Annotated in this window: 15 protein-coding genes; 8 read left to right on the top strand and 7 right to left on the bottom strand. The window is 77.0% G+C overall.

The window, feature by feature from the left end; genetic code table 11:
• Nucleotides 1–4: 4 nt before the first annotated feature.
• Nucleotides 5–871, top strand: coding sequence for a RecB family exonuclease (locus ACI780_RS00965; RefSeq protein WP_456871939.1), 867 nt, complete (start codon nucleotides 5–7; stop codon nucleotides 869–871).
• Here the strand turns inward: ACI780_RS00965 and ACI780_RS00960 are convergent.
• Nucleotides 868–1494: a LysE/ArgO family amino acid transporter gene (locus tag ACI780_RS00960; protein ID WP_456871417.1), complete on the bottom strand. Its 627-nt coding sequence runs from the start codon at nucleotides 1492–1494 to the stop codon at nucleotides 868–870. The two genes, ACI780_RS00965 and ACI780_RS00960, sit on opposite strands and share 4 nt — an antisense overlap.
• 76 nt (nucleotides 1495–1570) lie before the next feature.
• Between ACI780_RS00960 and ACI780_RS00955 the strand changes: the two genes are divergently transcribed.
• A complete protein-coding gene (locus ACI780_RS00955) occupies nucleotides 1571–2452 on the top strand; it encodes a LysR family transcriptional regulator ArgP (RefSeq protein ID WP_457000436.1) in 882 nt (293 codons plus the stop codon).
• Here the strand turns inward: ACI780_RS00955 and ACI780_RS00950 are convergent.
• The 4 genes from ACI780_RS00950 to ACI780_RS00935 are packed head-to-tail and all read right to left on the bottom strand — an operon-like array spanning nucleotide 2449 to nucleotide 7037.
• Nucleotides 2449–3318: an oxygenase MpaB family protein gene (locus tag ACI780_RS00950; RefSeq protein ID WP_456871415.1), complete on the bottom strand. Its 870-nt coding sequence runs from the start codon at nucleotides 3316–3318 to the stop codon at nucleotides 2449–2451. The two genes, ACI780_RS00955 and ACI780_RS00950, sit on opposite strands and share 4 nt — an antisense overlap.
• Nucleotides 3315–4220, bottom strand: a complete 906-nt coding sequence (locus tag ACI780_RS00945; protein ID WP_456871414.1) for an alpha/beta fold hydrolase — start codon at nucleotides 4218–4220, stop codon at nucleotides 3315–3317. The genes ACI780_RS00950 and ACI780_RS00945 overlap by 4 nt, the downstream gene beginning before the upstream one ends.
• A 48-nt stretch (nucleotides 4221–4268) precedes the next feature.
• Nucleotides 4269–5453, bottom strand: coding sequence for an outer membrane protein assembly factor BamB family protein (locus tag ACI780_RS00940; protein WP_457000435.1), 1185 nt, complete (start codon nucleotides 5451–5453; stop codon nucleotides 4269–4271).
• A 48-nt stretch (nucleotides 5454–5501) separates the two neighbouring features.
• Nucleotides 5502–7037 carry a DEAD/DEAH box helicase gene (locus ACI780_RS00935; protein ID WP_456871420.1) on the bottom strand — a complete coding sequence of 512 codons (1536 nt, stop codon included), beginning with the start codon at nucleotides 7035–7037 and terminating at the stop codon, nucleotides 5502–5504.
• 537 nt (nucleotides 7038–7574) lie between these two features.
• Between ACI780_RS00935 and ACI780_RS00930 the strand changes: the two genes are divergently transcribed.
• Entirely contained in the window at nucleotides 7575–8225 is a 651-nt protein-coding gene (locus tag ACI780_RS00930) for a ferritin-like fold-containing protein (RefSeq protein WP_457000434.1), read from the top strand.
• Between the two features lie 113 nt (nucleotides 8226–8338).
• Here ACI780_RS00930 and ACI780_RS00925 read toward each other — a convergent pair whose 3' ends face one another.
• Together ACI780_RS00925 and ACI780_RS00920 are read right to left on the bottom strand one after the other, a co-directional pair.
• Nucleotides 8339–8575 (bottom strand): DUF3107 domain-containing protein, encoded by a 237-nt coding sequence (locus ACI780_RS00925; RefSeq protein ID WP_089402287.1) that lies wholly within the window; start codon nucleotides 8573–8575, stop codon nucleotides 8339–8341.
• Nucleotides 8576–8685: 110 nt separating this feature from the next.
• A complete protein-coding gene (locus ACI780_RS00920; RefSeq protein ID WP_457000433.1) occupies nucleotides 8686–9327 on the bottom strand; it encodes a TetR/AcrR family transcriptional regulator in 642 nt (213 codons plus the stop codon).
• Nucleotides 9328–9395: 68 nt separating this feature from the next.
• On the opposite strand from ACI780_RS00920, the gene ACI780_RS00915 reads away from it, so the two are divergent.
• The 5 genes from ACI780_RS00915 (at nucleotide 9396) to moeZ (ending at nucleotide 15588) form a co-directional block, all read left to right on the top strand.
• Complete coding sequence (locus tag ACI780_RS00915; protein WP_457000432.1) at nucleotides 9396–10484, top strand: alpha/beta fold hydrolase; 1089 nt, start codon at nucleotides 9396–9398, stop codon at nucleotides 10482–10484.
• A 261-nt stretch (nucleotides 10485–10745) separates the two neighbouring features.
• Nucleotides 10746–11660 (top strand): DUF3152 domain-containing protein, encoded by a 915-nt coding sequence (locus ACI780_RS00910; RefSeq protein WP_456871409.1) that lies wholly within the window; start codon nucleotides 10746–10748, stop codon nucleotides 11658–11660.
• 116 nt (nucleotides 11661–11776) lie between these two features.
• Entirely contained in the window at nucleotides 11777–12685 is a 909-nt protein-coding gene (locus tag ACI780_RS00905; RefSeq protein ID WP_456871408.1) for an ABC transporter ATP-binding protein, read from the top strand.
• The gene (locus ACI780_RS00900) at nucleotides 12682–14322 is read left to right on the top strand and encodes a hypothetical protein (RefSeq protein WP_457000430.1); all 1641 of its coding nucleotides are present in this window, start codon (nucleotides 12682–12684) and stop codon (nucleotides 14320–14322) included. Before ACI780_RS00905 ends, ACI780_RS00900 begins: the two co-directional genes overlap by 4 nt.
• A gap of 105 nt (nucleotides 14323–14427) precedes the next feature.
• Nucleotides 14428–15588, top strand: a complete 1161-nt coding sequence (gene moeZ, locus ACI780_RS00895; RefSeq protein ID WP_457000429.1) for an adenylyltransferase/sulfurtransferase MoeZ — start codon at nucleotides 14428–14430, stop codon at nucleotides 15586–15588.
• Nucleotides 15589–15723: the final 135 nt, after the last annotated feature.

Raw genomic sequence — 15723 nt, 5'->3', positions numbered from 1 at the left:
CGGCATGGGAGGCGAGCAGCTGGAGATGCCGGGCATGCCGCGGCGGCTGTTCTCCGCCACGCCGAGCAAGCTGGCGACGTTCGCCGACTGCCCGCGCCGCTACCGGCACGCCTACGTCGACCGCCCGACGCCACCCAAGGGCCCACCGTGGGCCCACAACACGGTCGGCTCGGCGGTGCACGCGGCGCTGCGCTCGTGGTGGGACGCACCGCGCGGGCGCCGCACCGCCGTCGCCGCGCGCCAGCTCCTCCACGGCGTCTGGTCCGACACCGGCTTCCGCGACGCCGAGCAGTCCGCGCGGTGGCGCGCCCGCGCGGCCGGCTGGCTCACCGACTACCTCGCCGGCGTCGACCCCGACGACGAGCCGGTGGGCCTGGAGCGGCAGGTCGCGGCCACCACCTCGGCGCTGGCGCTGTCGGGCCGCGTCGACCGGATCGACCAGCGGGGCGAGGAGCTCGTCGTCGTCGACTACAAGACCGGCCGGGTGCCCAGCACCGAGGACGAGGCACGCGGCTCACCGGCGCTGGCGTTCTACGTCCTGGGCGTGCAGCGCACGCTGCGCCGGCCCTGCCGCCGCGTCGAACTCCACCACCTGCCCTCGGGCACGGTGGCGGCGTTCGAGCACACCGAGCGGTCGCTGGCCAACCACGTCCGGCGGGCCGAGGACGTCGCCGCCGACATCGGCGCCGCCACCCGGCGGCTCGAGGACGGCGTGCACCCCGACGAGGCGTTCCCCACGGTGACCGGCCGGCAGTGCGGCTGGTGCGACTTCCGGCCCAGCTGCGCCGCCGGGCGGGCCGCCACGCCGTCGCGGGAGACGTGGAGCTTCCTGCCGGAGGACGAACCCGCCGAGGTCGGCGCGGAGGTCTAGCTCCCGCGAACGCCCTGCACGACGAGCGACACCGCCAGCAGCAGCATGACGACCGCGATGACCGCGTCGAGCACCCGCCACGCCACCGGGCGGGCGAAGACCGGCCGCAGCAGCCGGGCCCCGTACCCGAGGGCGAGGAACCAGACGGCGCTGCCCAGCGCGGCGCCCCCGGCGAACCACCACCGCAGCCGGCCCCAGGTGCCGGCCAGCGACCCCAGCAGCACCACGGTGTCGAGGTAGACGTGCGGGTTGAGCCAGGTGAGCGCCAGGCAGGTGGTCAGCGTGACCGCGAGCCCGGCGCGGCGCCCGCTCGCGTCGGGGACCAGGGCCGCCGTCCCGGCCGCGCGGCGGGCGGCGAGCAGGCCGTAGGCCGCGAGGAACGCCGCCCCGGCGAAGCACACGACGGTGAGCAGCCCGGGCACCCGGCTGACCAGCGTGCCCGCCCCGGCGGTTCCCGCGGCGATGAGCACCGCGTCGGAGACCAGGCACACCGCGACGACGGCGGCCACGTGCTCGGTGCGCAGCCCCTGCCGCAGCACGAAGGCGTTCTGCGCGCCGATCGCGACGATGAGCGAGAGGCCGAGGCCCAGACCGGAGACGGCGGCGAGGAGAGCGGGGGACACGACGGCGACGCTAGGCACCGACGGCGGAAAGCGCGCTCAACGATCCTGCAGGATCTGTAGCTGGTCTGATGCTGCGGTGGACCTCGACCTCGGCCAGTTGCGCGCCCTGGAGGCGACCGTCACCGCCGGCACCCTGGACGGCGCGGCGCGGGCGCTGCACCTCACGCCCAGCGCCATCAGCCAGCGGCTCCGGGCCCTGGAGACGGCGACCGGCCGCGTGCTGCTGGTGCGCAGCAAGCCGGTCCGGGTCACCGACTCCGGAGAGGCGGTGCTGCGGCTCGCCCGCCAGGTGGCGCTGCTCACCGCCGACGTCACCCGCGAGCTGGTCGGGGACGTCGAGCAGGGGCCGGTCGCCCTGCCGATCGCGGTCAACGCCGACTCGCTGGCCACCTGGGTGCTGCCGGCCCTGGCCCCGCTCGCCGGGGAGGTCACCTTCGACCTGCACCGCGAGGACCAGGAGCGCACCGCGGCGCTGCTGCGGGAGGGGCGGGTGACCGCGGCGATCACCGGGGACGCCGAGCCGGTCCCGGGCTGCACCGTCACCCGGCTGGGCAGCATGCGCTACCGGCCCGTGGCGACGGCGGCCTGCACCCGGCGGTGGTTCGCCGACGGGGTCACGGCCGCGGCGCTGGCCCGGGCGCCGGTCGTGGTCTTCGACCGCACCGACGACCTGCAGTACCGCTACCTGCGCTCCCGCGGGGTCGACGAGCGCACGCCGCCGGTGCACCACGTGCCCGCCTCGGCCGACTACGTGACCGCGATCCGGCTGGGGTTCGGCTGGGGGATGCTCCCGGCGCAGCAGGAGCCGCCCGGGGAGCTCGTCGACCTCGACCCGGCCGGCGCGGTCGACGTCGCCCTGCACTGGCAGCAGTGGAAGCTGCGCTCGCCGACGCTGGACCGGGTCGCCGCGGCGGTGCTCGCGGCGGCGCGGCGCACCCTCGACCAGCCCGGCGGCTAGGCGCCCAGCGCCGTCGGCGACGCCGTCCGCTCGAACCCGGCGCGCACGATCGGCGACCGGCGGGTCCGCTCGGGCAGCGCGAGCACGCCGGTGCGGAACGCCCGCAGCGCCGCCGTCGCGGCGACGTCGGTGACCGGCAGGCCCGGCAGGGAGGCGAGCCGGCGCGCCCACGGCGGCAGGGTGGCCACCGCCAGCGACGCCAGCGACCCCCACGCCGGCCGGGCGGGGGTCAGCACCTGCACCCAGCGCGGCATCGGCGGCAACGCGATGAACCGCCACGCGTCGCGGGCGTCGGGGGTCAGGGCCAGCACCGGGCGCAGCCGCTCGAAGTACGCCGCGAGGTCGGCGACCGAGGCAGGCACGTCGGCGGCGTCGACGCCGATCAGCTCGGCGGCCACCACCTGCTCGGCCACGTAGCGGTCGGCCTCGGCGGGCGTGACGACGCCGGCGCGACGGGCGACGTCGAGCAGCGAGTCGACCTGGCAGGCGTGCACCCACAGCAGCAGGTCGGCGTCGTCGACCCGGTACGCGCGGCCGGTCGTCGCCTCCGTGCCGCCGAGCCGCCGGTGCATCCCGCGCACCCGGCGGACCTGCCGGATGGCCTCCCGCCGGGTGCCGAAGGTCAGCGTGTCCACGTACTCGGCGGTGCGGGTCAGCCGCTGCCACGGTGACTCGCGGAACACCGAGTTGCGGGCGACGCCGTCCATCGCCACGGGGTGCAGGGCCTGCAGCAGCAGCGCCCGCAGTCCGCCGACGCTGTAGACGGGGTCGGCGTGCACCCGCCAGGTGACGCTGTCGGGGCCGAAGAAGCCGAGCCGGTCCTCCTCCGGCGTCCAGTCCCGCGCGGAGGGCCGCGTCCGGCTCACAGCGAGGTCCAGAAGCCCTCGAGCGCGTCCAGCGTGCGCAGGGGGTTCTCGACGGCGGGGGAGTGGATGGCCTGCGGGACCACCTCGTGGCGGGCACCCAGCCGCCGCGCCATGTCGGCCTGGTCGGCGGGGGACCAGGCGTCGTCGGCCTCGCCGTGGGCGACCAGCACCGGGACGCCGGTGGCGGCCAGCTCGGCCACCCGGTCGGGCTCGGTGGTCATCGCCGCGGCCATGCCGCGCAGCCCGGCGGCGCTGTTGGCGAGGAAGCGGTGGGCGTAGAAGCGGCGGGTCGGCGCGGGCACGGCCAGCGCGCGCTCGTCGGTCATGGCCAGCTGCTCGAGCGTGGCCTGCACCAGCGCGACGCCGCCCTGGTCCAGCAGCGGACCGAGGTGCTCCAGCAGCGCCACGCGCGGGCCGGTGAGGGCGGCCGGCCCCGAGCCGAGCAGCGTCAGCGACCGGAACGCGGCCGGGTCGGCGAGGACGGCGGCGCGGCCGACCAGACCGCCGAAGCTGTGCCCGACCAGGTGCGGGACGCCGGTCTCCCCGCGCAGCAGGTGCGCCACGGCGACGACGTCGGCGGCGAGCTCGGCGACGGTGTAGGCGGCGGGGTCGTCGGGCCCGGGGGACTCGTACTGCCCGCGCTGGTCGATCGCCACCACCCGGTAGCCGCGGCCGGCCAGCGGCGCCAGCAGCGGCGCGAAGTCCTCCTTGCTGCCGGTGTAGCCCGGGACCAGCAGGACCGTGCCGCGGGGTCCCTCCCCGCCGGTGTCGAGCGCGGCGAGCGGACCGGCCCGGCCCGGGAGGGTCCGCGGGGTGGCGTCGTGGTCGGCCAGCTGCCGCAGGTCGTCGGAGGGGACGGCGAGGGTGACCGACGGCGGCGCGGGGTTCCCGGGCAGGACCATGCGCCCAGTCAACCTCCGCTCCGGCCTCCCCGCAGCGAGGTCCTCCGATCAGGAGAAGGCGAGCACCCGGTCGGGCAGCCGGTACACCAGCACCGGTCCCACGACGGAGGTCTGCCCGCCGGGGTCCAGCCCACTGTCGACGGCCGCGCGGCCGGTCTCGGCGCCGGTGGCGAGGTCGCGCAGCACGAAGCCGCCGGACTCGGGCACCCACACGGCGCCGGACGCGGCCGTGCCGGCGTCGCCGCTCGGCAGCCCCTGCGCGGGCAGCTGCCAGCGCGCCTGCCCGGTCGCCCCGTCCAGCGCCCACAGGGTGCCGCGGGCCCACACCAGCGCGAGGTCGCCCGTGCCGCCCTGCAGCAGCGGCTCGGTGGCCGGGTCGCCGGCGGTGGCCGGCAGCGGCAGCTGCCGGAGCAGGCTCCCGTCGGCGGGGGAGTGCACCAGCAGGTCGTCCCCGGTGGCGACGGTGACGAGACGGTCGGCGCCGACGAGCCGGACCGGGGCGCCCTCGGGGACGGCGAGGTCGCGGGTCCACCGCGGCTGGCCGGAGAACGGGTCGAACAGCCGCAGCTGCACCGCCGCCGTGCCGGGGCAGCGCTGCAGCAGGGCGACCCCGGCGCTGCCGACGTCGGTGGCGGCGATCCGGCAGCCCTCGCCCGCCGCGACCCGCCAGCGGACGTTGTCGCCCACCGGGTCGAGCACGACGATCCCGGTGGGGCTGCCGGCGAGCACGACCTGCTCGGTGCCGGCGATCGTGGCGTCACCGCGCAGGCTGAGGTTGCGCGTCCACTGGCGCACCCCCGTGGCGGCGTCGAGCGCCAGCGCCTCGTCGCAGCGGTCGGCGGTGCGGAAGACGGCGACGACCAGCCCGTCGACGGCGGTGAGGCCGCAGAGCCGGGCGTCGGCCCGCCGGTAGTGCCAGGCCTCGTCCCCGGTGACGGCGTCGACGGCGGTCAGGCCGCGCTCGTCGGGCACCACGACCCGCCCGCTCTCCACGACCCGGCGCGGCAGCCCGGCGTCGGCAGCCACCGACCACGCCTGCGTCAGCTCGCCGGCGGGCGCGGCGTCAGGGACCTGCGACGGCGCGGCGGTGGTGCTGTCGGTGGCCGCGACGCTGGACCCCCGCCAGAGCAGGACGGCGACCAGCGCCAGCGCGAGCGTGGCCGCCGTCCAGACCCAGACCCGCAGCGGCGGGGTGCGCCGCCGTGGTGACGTGCTGGAACGGCCACCCTCCACGGGCCCGCGCCGAGCGTGCGAGGCGAGGGGTGGAGGGTGGTCCGTCATTCAGGCGGCGGACTCGGAGTCGCCGCCGTCGCCGCCGGCGTCGGGACCGGCGCCCTGGGCGGAGCGGCCCGAGCCGCGGCGGGAGCCACCGCGACGGCGGCGACGACGCCGCGGGGCGCCCTCGCCGGCGGGCTCGCCCGCGGTGTCGGCGGTGCCGGGCTCGGCCGTGCCCGCCTCGGCGCCGGCCTCGGGGGAGACCGTCGCGTCGACGGACTCACCGCCGCGGGTGCGGCGGCGGGAGCGCGAGCGGGCCGGGCGGTCGCCGCCCTCGCGGGCGGAGTCGCGGGAGGGCTCGCGGGCCGGGCCGCGGCCGGCGCCCGTCGTCTTCTTCCCGGTCTCGCCGAGGTCCTCGAGCACCTCGGCGTCGAGGCCCTCGCGGGTGCGCTGGGCGCGCGGCAGCCGGCCGGTGGCGCCCTCGGGGACGTCGAGGTCGGTGTAGACCCACGGCGAGGTGGAGTAGGTCTCCGGCGGGTCCACGAACGGCAGGTCCAGCGCCTTGTTGATCAGCTGCCAGCGCGGGATGTCGTCCCAGTCGACCAGCGTGACGGCGACGCCCTCGCGCCCGGCACGGCCGGTGCGGCCGATCCGGTGCACGTAGGTCTTCTCGTCCTCGGGGCACTGGTAGTTGACGACGTGGCTGACGCCGGTGACGTCGATGCCGCGGGCGGCGACGTCGGTGGCGACCAGGACGTCGACCTTGCCGCTGCGGAACGCGCGCAGCGCCTGCTCGCGGGCGCCCTGGCCGAGGTCGCCGTGCACCGCGGCGGCGGCGAACCCGCGGTCGACAAGCTCGTCGGCGACCTTCTGGGCGGTGCGCTTGGTGCGGCAGAAGACCATCGCCAGGCCGCGACCGCGGGCCTGCAGCACCCGGGCGAGCAGCTCGGGCTTGTCGAGGTTGTGCGCCCGGTACACGAACTGCGTCGTCTGCGGGACGGTCGAGCCCTCGTCGTTGCCGTGCGCGCGGATGTGCGTCGGCTGGGTCATGAACGACCGCGACAGCGTGACGATCGGGCCGGGCATGGTGGCCGAGAACAGCATCGTCTGCCGCTTCGCCGGGACCATGCCGAGGATCCGCTCGATGTCGGGCAGGAAGCCCAGGTCGAGCATCTCGTCGGCCTCGTCGAGGACCAGCACGCCGACCTTGCCCAGGACCAGGTGGCCCTGCTCGGCGAGGTCGAGCAGCCGGCCGGGCGTGCCGACGACGACCTCGACGCCGGCCTGCAGTGCTGCGACCTGCGGCTCGAACGCGCGGCCGCCGTAGATGGCCTGCACGCGGATGCCGCGCTTCTTCCCGGCGGTGGCGAGGTCGCGGGCGACCTGCACGCACAGCTCACGGGTGGGGACGACGACCAGCGCCTGCGGGACGCCGTCGCCGCCCTCGGCCGGCGGGACGACCCGCTGCAGCAGCGGGACGCCGAAGCCGAGGGTCTTGCCGGTGCCGGTGCGGGCCTGGCCGATGAGGTCGTTGCCGGCCAGCGCCAGCGGGAGGGTGAGCTCCTGGATGGCGAAGGTCCGGGTGATGCCGACCTCGGCCAGCGCCGCGACGACGTCGGGGTGGACGTCGAAGTCGCTGAACAGCGGTGCGGTCTCCTCGACGGGGGCGCCGCCGAGGGCCTCGACGGTCTGCTCGACCTGCTCGGGGGCCGGCGCGCCGGTCTCGGCGTGCTCGAGCTCGGGGGTGGTGGGGGTGCTCTCGGTGGGGGGGTTCTCGGTGGAGGTCAGTGCTCTCGCCTCTGGTCGGCTGGGGGAGCGGCCGGCGGGCGACGACGGCGTCGTCCGGGCGCTCCGCGGTCGGGTGTCGCGGGATGCGTGTCCAGCGCCGACGCGGCCAGCGGACCGGGGTTCGATCTGCTCCCGGGCGACGGCCCGGTGTGCCCGGTCACGGGCTCCGCGGGCGTCTGCGGGCGATCGTCAGCGCACAGATACCAGCGAACCTGGCGGCTCGCCTGTTCCCATGGTAGCGCGGGCAGCGGTTAGCCTCTGTCGCCGCGCGGGGCGACCCGCTCCCTGTCCGGCCCCGCGGCGGGCGTTCCGGCCGGTGTCCGCCGGTCCCGATCCCGCTCGGAGGTGCCCGTGACCGCGGCCGACAGCCGTGCCGTCGTCGACCTGCTCGGTGTGCTCGCCTACGCCGAGCTGACGGCGTTCGACCGGCTGGCCGAGGACGCCCGGCTGGCGCCGACGCTCGAGGGCCGGGCGGCGCTGGCCCGGATGGCGGCCGCCGAGATGGGCCACCACGACCGGCTCGCGGCGCGGCTGCGGGAGCTGGGCGCCGACCCCGCCGTCGCGATGGCCCCGTTCGTGCCGGCCCTCGACGGCTTCCACGAGGGCACCCGGCCGCGGACCTGGCTGGAGGGCCTGGTGAAGGCCTACGTCGGGGACGGGCTGGCGGCCGACTTCTACCGCGAGATCGCCGGTTTCCTGCCCGAGCCGGACCGCTCGCTGATCCTCGAGGTGCTCGCCGACACCGGGCACGCGGAGTTCGCCGTCCGCGAGGTGCGTGCCGCCCTGCGCTCGCAGCGCGCGCTGGCCGGGCGGCTGGCCCTGTGGGGGCGGCGGCTGGTCGGGGAGGCGATCTCGCAGTCGCAGGCGGTCATCGCCGAACGCGAGGGGCTGGCGCAGCTGATCATGGAGGGGACCGGTGACCTCACCGGCATCGCCCGGCTGGTCGACCGGATCACCGCCGCGCACACCGAGCGGATGCGCACCCTCGGCCTGAAGCCCTGAGACGACGACGGGGCGCCCCCGCGGTGCGGGGACGCCCCGGTCGGGGTGCGGTCGGCCCCTCTGCAGGGTCCCGCCGCGAGCTCGCGAGCGGTGGGGGGCAGAGGGGTCCGTCGTCAGGCGCCGGCGACGAAGCCCACGCGGCGCTGGTCGGCCTGGGCGATCTCGACGTAGGCGATCCGGTCGACCGGGACGAGGACGCGGCGGCCCCGCTCGTCCTCGAGGGTCAACAGCCCGTCCTTGGTGCCGCCGGACATGGCGGAGGCCACGTCGGCGGCGATCTCGTCGGGGGTCTTCGGGCTGTCGACGACCAGCTCCCGGGGGGAGTGCTGGACACCGATCTTGACTTCCACTCGGGATGCCTCCTCGGGTTGCACGGCTGCCGTCCACGCTAGTCCAGCGCGGGTGGGCAGGCCCCGTCGCGGAGGTGCGCCGTCAGCGAACGAGTCGACGGCGAGCGGGCTCAGCCCGCGGCCGGGTCGCCCTCGACCAGCGGGAAGCGGGAGATCCCGCGCCAGGCCAGCGACGCCATGAGCGACACCGCCTCGTCGCGGGACACCGTGCCCTTCTGCGCCAGCCACCAGCGGGCGCTGGCCTCGGCCAGGCCGGTCAGCCCGGAGGCCAGCAGGTGCGCCTGCTGCGGGGAGCTGCCGGTGTCGCCGGCGATGACCTCGGCGATCGCCTCGACGCAGGCCCGGTTGCCGCGGTCGACCAGCGCCCGGACGTCCTCGTCGTTGCGCAGGTCGGACTCGAAGACCAGCCGGAAGGCGCCGCCCTCGGCGTCGACGAAGTCGAAGTAGGCGCCCACCGCGCCGTGGACCCGCTGCCGGTTGTCCTCGGTGTCGCCCATGGCCTCGCGCAGCCGCTCGCTGAGCTCGGTGACCTGCTGCTCGAGCAGCGCCAGGTACAGCTCCCGCTTGCCGGGGAAGTGCTGGTAGAGCACCGGCTTGCTGACGCCGGCGCGGTCGGCGATGTCGTCCATCGCCGCGGCGTGGAAGCCCTGCGCGACGAAGACCTCCTGCGCCGCCTGCAGCAGCTGCAGCCGCCGGGCGCCGCGCGGCAGCCGCGAGGTGCGGCGGACGGGGACCGGACGGGAGGGCTGCATGGCGCCGGGGATGTTACCGGCGGGTCACCCGGCACACGCGGCGCGGCTGCCTGATCTACCGTCGCCGGGTGCCCGAGGCCTCCCGAGCGCGCCGCCGCCGGACCCTCGCGCCCCCGGCCGTGGCGCCGTCGTCCACCGCGCGGCTGTCCACGGCGGACCTGACCGTCCCGCCGTCCCCTCCGCCGGCCTGGCCGGGCGCGGAGGTGCCGGTCACCGGCGGCGCGGTGTTCGTGCGCACCACGCCCTTCGCCGGCCCCCCGGACGCCCCGCGCGAGCGGGCGCTGTACGTCCACGGGCTGGGCGGCGCCTCGACCAACTGGACCGACCTGGCCGGGCTGCTGGCGGTGCGCTGCGAGGGCTGGGCCCTGGACCTGCCCGGCTTCGGCCGCTCCCGGCCGCCGTCGTCGGGCTCCTACTCCGTCCGTGGCCACGTGCGCGCGGTCGTCGACGTCCTCGAGCACGTCGTGGCGCAGCCCGGGCCGGGGCAGGGCCGCCCGGTGCACCTGCTCGGCAACAGCCTCGGCGGGCTGGTCAGCCTGCTCGCCGCGGCCCGGCGCCCGGACCTGGTGGCCACGCTCACGCTGGTCTCGCCGGCCATGCCGGTCTACCGGGTGCCGCAGGCCCTCGGCCGGGCGCTGCTGCTCCTGCTGCTCCCCGGCGTGCCCACCCTCGCCGAGCGACGGCTGGCCCGCGTCCCGCCCGAGCAGACGGTGCGCGGCGTGCTCGCGGTGTGCTTCGGCGAGCCCGCCCGGGTGCCGCGCGAGCGGCTCGACGCCGCCGTCGAGGAGGCCCGCGAGCGCGCGGCGCAGACCTGGGCCAACCGGTCGCTGGCGCTGAGCATGCGCGGCCTGATCACCTCCTACCTGCGCGTCGGGCGGGCCAACGCCTGGCGGCTGGCCCGGTCCCTGCGGGTGCCGACGCTGGTGGTGTGGGGCGACCGCGACCGGCTCGTCGACCCCCGCCTGGCGCCCCGGCTGGCCGCCGCCGTGCCCGGCGCGCGGCTGCTGGTGCTCGAGACGGTCGGACACGTGGCGATGCTCGAGGCGCCCGAGGAGACCGCGCGGGCGGTGCTCGGCCTGCTCGAGGACACCGGCGGCGACACCCGGCAGGACGCCGGCGGCGGGACCCCGGACCCGGCGCGGGCCCGGGCCGGCTGAGCGCCGCACCCGACGCGCCCTCCTCCGGGACACGCCGGGCGGGCCCGGAGGACGTGAGAGCCTGGCTCCCGGACGTGCGCGAGCCGCCACCCGGGGCACCGCGCGATGCGACGACGACCGCGAGGAGGCGGCACCGTGACAGGTCTGCCGCCCGGTCCTCGCTCCGGTCCTCGTCCTGCTCCTCGTCCCGGTGCCCGTCCCGCCCCGCCACCCCGGCCGGGCCCGCATCCTGCCCGCCACCGGCCGCCGGTCCCGCCGCCGGTGCCCCCGTCGGGACGCCGTCCGCGGTCCCCCGAGGTCGACGACCGCCTCTCCGCGGGCCGCCCGCCCGACGCGCGCCCGCCCGCTGCCCGCCGGTCGCGGCCGGGCCGGCTGCGACGGTTCGTCGCCCGCCACGGGTGGCGCGCCTACGCCATCCCGCTGCTGACCGTGGCCACCGTCCTCGCGCTGGTCGACGTCGTCTCCGCCGGACGGGCCACCTCCTCGGCCGCCGGGCAGGCGTCCGCGCCGGCGGAGGGGGCGCCGGCGTCGACGGCCGCGGAGTCGACCCCGCCGACCCCGGACCCGACGCCCTCGCCGGTCGCGCCGGCCGAGGGCGACGTCGGACCGACCGGGCTCCCGCCGACCCCGGCGACCGGGACCTACGTCGAGCAGGGTGCGGGCAGCGTGAGCGTCGTGCCCGGCTCGTCGGCCGTCTACGGCAGCGGGCCGCTGCAGCGGTTCGTCGTCGAGGTCGAGGACGGCATCGGCGTCGACGGCGCGGCCTTCGCCGCCGCGGTGGAGGCCACCCTCGGCGACCCGCGCTCGTGGGGCAGCGGCGGGCGGATGTCCTTCCAGCGCGTGGACAGCACCGACCCCGACGGCTACGAGTTCCGGGTCAGCCTGGTCAGCCCCGGCAGCATGGAGCGCTACTGCCCGGGCGTGGGCACCGGCGGCTACACCTCCTGCCGGTACGGCGAGCGCGCGGTGATCAACCTGGCCCGCTGGGAGACCGCCGTCCCGCACTACGACGGCGACGTCGCCACCTACCGCCAGTACGTGGTCAACCACGAGGTCGGCCACGCGCTCGGCAACGGCCACCAGCCCTGCCCGGGCCCGGGACAGCCCGCGCCGGTCATGCAGCAGCAGACGCTGCGCCTGGACGGCTGCACGCGGAACGCCTGGCCGTTCCCCTGACCCCGTCGCGGTGACGAAGGACCCCCTCCGGGCGGACCCGCGGCCCTGGGAGCCACCGCGGTGGGCGCGGGAGCCTGACCGGCAGTCGTGATCCCGACGGCTCCGATCGGAGTGCCATGGCCCCGTCCGCCGCGCCCGCCGTCCTCCTCGACTCCCTGGGCAAGCGCTTCGGCGCCACCGAGGCGGTCGTCGACCTCTCCCTCGCCGTCCCCGCCGGCGAGGTCTTCGGCTTCCTCGGGCCCAACGGGGCGGGGAAGTCGACCACCATCCGCCTGCTGCTGGGGCTGCTGCGGCCGACCACCGGCCGCGCGGAGGTCTTCGGCGACGCGGCCGACGACGTCGAGCGGGCGCACCGCCACCTCGCGTACGTGCCGGCCGACGTCGCCCTCTGGCCGGGGCTCACCGGCCGCGAGTGCCTCGAGCTGCTCGCCGGTGTGGGGCCGGGCACCGACCCGGCCTACCGCGACGAGCTGGTCGAGCGCTTCGGTCTGGACCCCGGCAAGCGGGCGCGCGCCTACTCGACGGGCAACCGGCAGAAGGTCGCGCTGGTCGCCGCGTTCGCCACGCGGGCGCCCCTGCTGGTGCTCGACGAGCCGACCAGCGGGCTGGACCCGCTCGTCGAGCGGGAGTTCCGGCGCTGCATCGCCGAGGCCGCCGGACGCGGGCAGACGGTGTTCCTCAGCTCGCACCAGCTCGCCGAGGTGGAGGCGGTCTGCACGCGGGTGGGCATCCTGCGGGCGGGCCGGCTGGTCGAGGTGGCGGGGCTGGAGGACCTGCGCCGGCTGCGCCGCTCCGAGGTGACCGTCGAGCTCGCCCGTCCCGCGCCCGGCCTCGAGCGGATCGCCGGGCTGCCCGGGGTCGCCGACGTCCGCTGGACGACGCCGGTGCAGCTCACCCTGGCGCTGACCGGCCCGCCCCGTGCCGTGCTGCGGGCCCTGGGCGAGGTCGACGTCGTGCGGCTCGACGTCCGGGAGCCCTCCCTGGAGGAGATCTTCCTCGACTACTACGGGCGGGCCGCGGCGTGACCACCCGCACGCCCTCGCGGACCGCCGCCGCCGCGCGGCCGGGTGCGCCGGCCTCCCCGGGCACCGCCGTCCGCCGCCTGGCGGTCCGCCAGGTGCGGCGGGGGACGCTCGTCGTCGCGCTGCTGTGCGGTGGGCTGACCGCGTTCGTCGCGCAGCAGTACGAGCAGACCCTCAGTGGCGCGGTCGGGGTCGACTCGCTGGCCGCGCTCGCCGACAACCCGGCGATCCGCACCCTGTTCGGCCCGGCGCTGGCCCTCGACGACCCCGGCGGGTTCACCGTGTGGCGCACCGGCACCGTCGCGGCCGTCCTGGGGGGGGTGTGGGCGGCGCTGGCCGGCACGCGGGTCACCCGGGGCGAGGAGGAGGCCGGCCGGGCCGACCTGCTGCTGGCCGGCCGGGTCCGTCCGGCCGCCCTCGTGCGCACCGCGCTCGGCGTCCTGCTCGCCGCCGGCGCCGTCGTCGGTGCCGCCGTGGTCGCGGGGATGCTGGCCGCCGGCACCGCGGCGACGGGGGCGGTCCTGTTCGGCGCGCTGGTCGGCGGCACCGCCATGGCCGGCGGCGCGCTGGGCGTGCTGGCCGGGCAGCTGGTGACCGAGCGCCGCTCGGCCTCGGGGCTCGCCGTCGCCGTCCTGCTCGCCGGCCTGCTGGCCCGCATGGTCGGCGACGGGGTGGCGTCCCTGTCGTGGCTGCAGTGGCTGAGCCCGTTCGGGCTGCTCGGCCGGGTCGCCCCCTACGCCGCCGACCGGGTGGCGCCGCTGCTGGTGCTCGCGGTCCTGGTGGCCGTGCCGGCCGTCCTGGCCGCCGTCCTCGCCGGGGGCCGGGACGTGGGCAGCGGCCGGTGGCGGGGCCGGGACCGGGCCCGCACCTCCAGCCGGCTGCTGCGGTCGCTGCCCGGCTTCGCCGTGCACCGGGTCCGCCGGCCGACGCTGACCTGGTCGCTGGGCGTGGGCGCCTACTACCTGCTCATCGGCCTGCTGGCCACCGCGATGCTCGACTTCCTGCGGGACAACCCGGTCTTCGCGGACCTGGCGGCCGACGCCGGCTTCGCCCGGCTGGCGTCGGTCGAGGGCTACGCGGCCTCGCTGTTCGGCCTGCTCGCGGTGCCGGTCGGCGCGTTCGCCGCCGCGCGGGTCGCCGCCGTGGCCGGCGACGAGACGGCGTCGCGGCTGACGCTGCTGTACTCCCGGCCGGTCGGGCGGGTGCGCTGGGCGGGCTGGGAGGTCGCGGCGGTCGCCGCCGGCACCGTCGTCGTGGCCGCGGTCGGGGGGCTGGCCACCTGGGCGGGGGCGTCCTGGGTGGACGCCGGGCTCGGCCTCGGGAGCGCCCTCGGCGGCGCGCTGTCGGTGGTCCCGGTGGCGCTGCTGTGCCTCGGTGCCGCGCTGCTGGCGCTGGGCTGGTTCCCCCAGGCGGTGCTGGCCGTCGGCGTCCTGCCCGCCGCCGGGGGGTACCTGCTGCTGGTGCTGGCCGACAGCTTCGGCTGGCCGTCCTGGGTGCGCGGGCTCTCCCCGTTCGCGCACCTGGCGGCGGTGCCCGCCGACCCGCTCGACGTCGCCGGCCTCGTCGGGATGCTGGTCGTCGCGCTCGCACTCGCGGCCGCGGGTCTCGCGGGGTACGCCCGCCGGGACCTGCGCGGCTGAGGCGCCCGCCGGGGCTCGCGGACGAGGGAACAGCGGCGGCTGGGACGCTGTTGTCGGCACCAACACCGGCCCGCGCCGGAGTCCGCGAAACCCCGAGGAGCAAGCGTGTCCCTGCCGCCCCTGGTCGAGCCCGCGGCCGACCTGTCCATCGACGAGGTGCGCCGGTACAGCCGTCACCTGATCATCCCCGACGTCGGGATGGACGGGCAGAAGCGGCTCAAGAACGCCAAGGTGCTCGCCGTGGGCGCCGGCGGCCTGGGCTCCCCGGTGCTCATGTACCTCGCCGCGGCCGGCGTGGGCACGATCGGCATCGTCGAGTTCGACGTCGTCGACGAGTCGAACTTGCAGCGGCAGATCATCCACGGGCAGTCCGACGTCGGCCGGTCGAAGGCCGAGAGCGCGCGCGACTCGATCGAGGAGATCAACCCGCTGGTCGACGTGCGGCTGCACGAGACGCGGCTGGACAGCGACAACGTCCTGGAGATCTTCGGCCAGTACGACCTGATCGTCGACGGCACCGACAACTTCGCCACGCGCTACCTGGTCAACGACGCGTGCGTGCTGCTCGGCAAGCCCTACGTGTGGGGCTCCATCTACCGCTTCGACGGTCAGGTGTCGGTCTTCTGGGCCGAGCACGGGCCCAACTACCGCGACCTCTACCCGGTGCCCCCGCCGCCCGGGATGGTGCCCTCCTGCGCCGAGGGCGGCGTGCTCGGCGTGCTGTGCGCGACCATCGGCGCCATCCAGGCCACCGAGGCGGTCAAGCTGATCACCGGCATCGGCGAGACGCTGCTGGGCCGGCTGATGGTCTACGACGCCCTGGAGATGACCTTCCGCACGATCAAGGTGCGCAAGGACCCCGAGGCCGAGCCGATCACCAGCCTCATCGACTACGAGGCCTTCTGCGGCGTCGTCTCCGACGAGGCCCAGGCGGCGGCCGCGGGCTCGACGATCACCGTCGACGAGCTCAAGGACATGATCGACGCCGGCAAGGACTTCGAGCTGATCGACGTCCGCGAGCCCAACGAGTACGAGATCGTGTCGATCCCGGGCGCGACGCTGATCCCCAAGGACGAGATCCTCTCCGGCCGGGCGCTCGCCCGGCTGCCGCAGGACCGGCCGATCGTGCTGCACTGCAAGACCGGCGTCCGCTCGGCCGAGGTGCTCGCCGCGGTCAAGAACGCCGGCTTCTCCGACGCCGTGCACGTGCAGGGCGGCGTGACGGCGTGGGCCACCCGCATCGACAAGACCCTGCCCACGTACTGAGGAAGGACCTCGTCCCTCCCCACGACACGCTCCGCGCGCCGCGGGACCCTGGGACGAGGCCGTTCCGGTTCCTCACCGAGGGCCCGGCACCCCGCAGCGGGTGCCGGGCCCTCGGCGTCCGTGTTGACTGGGCGG

The sequence above is a fragment of the Geodermatophilus sp. SYSU D00814 genome (genome assembly GCF_054050055.1).
This window is presented reverse-complemented; position numbering and strand designations above follow the sequence as displayed.

Bases quoted from the DNA above. Each gene is read 5' to 3' on its own strand.
- ACI780_RS00905 (WP_456871408.1), top strand. From the start codon at position 11,777: ATGGCCCCGTCCGCCGCGCCCGCCGTCCTCCTCGACTCCCTGGGCAAG.
- ACI780_RS00945 (WP_456871414.1), bottom strand. From the start codon at position 4,220: ATGGTCCTGCCCGGGAACCCCGCGCCGCCGTCGGTCACCCTCGCCGTC.
- ACI780_RS00920 (WP_457000433.1), bottom strand. From the start codon at position 9,327: ATGCAGCCCTCCCGTCCGGTCCCCGTCCGCCGCACCTCGCGGCTGCCG.
- ACI780_RS00965 (WP_456871939.1), top strand. From the start codon at position 5: ATGGGAGGCGAGCAGCTGGAGATGCCGGGCATGCCGCGGCGGCTGTTC.